The organism is Pseudomonas sp. JV245A, assembly GCF_032424515.1.
In the GTDB taxonomy this organism is placed as follows: Bacteria; Pseudomonadota; Gammaproteobacteria; order Pseudomonadales; family Pseudomonadaceae; genus Aquipseudomonas; species Aquipseudomonas protegens.
This window is the reverse complement of record NZ_VYKE01000531.1, coordinates 1-493: the sequence shown is the minus strand read 5'-3', so window position 1 is coordinate 493 and position 493 is coordinate 1. Positions and strand designations below refer to the sequence as shown.

Here is a 493-nt window from a genome sequence, read left to right as displayed (position 1 = left end):
TGCCACCCACAACAGGGCTGCGCATCTTCTGACGAAGATGGGTACGGCAGTGATCGATGAGGCGGGTTCTAGATGAAGGAGAGGGGACAGGCGTGCCGATCGTTCCCCCGCGTTTGAAGGGGAACGATTACGGGGCGTTTTAGTTCAGGTACTGACTGCCACGAATCCGCCGTCCCAACACGTCCAGCAGATCACAACCATCGCGCAACAGAATGGCGCTGGCGTGGGCGATCTGTGTCAGATCGGTGGCATCGGCGTGGCGGCAGTCCATGTGCACGATGCTTTCCATCAGTTGAGTCACCGCGAGGATGCGGTAGGCGGCGCTGGCATGCAGTTCATCCAAAGGCGCGCGGGTGTCGATAAACAGGGTCGGAGTGGAGGATTCGTTGCTGGTTAGCGCGATACGGTCCGTCATGGTGTGTTGCTCCTGAAATAAATAGAGCTGCCACTTGATCGCCGTCAAACGAGTTGGGTGGCAACTGTACGCAGGTTG

Annotated in this window: 1 protein-coding gene; it reads right to left on the bottom strand. The window is 58.2% G+C overall.

The genetic code is table 11. The features are described 5' to 3' along the window. Nucleotides 1-139 precede the first annotated feature (139 nt). Nucleotides 140-415, bottom strand: a complete 276-nt coding sequence (locus F6S12_RS32875; protein WP_077933379.1) for a short-chain dehydrogenase — start codon at nt 413-415, stop codon at nt 140-142. Nucleotides 416-493: the final 78 nt, after the last annotated feature.

What these genes read in the sequence shown, in the direction of transcription:
- F6S12_RS32875 (WP_077933379.1), bottom strand. Translation starts at nt 415, where the DNA reads ATGACGGACCGTATCGCGCTAACCAGCAACGAATCCTCCACTCCGACC.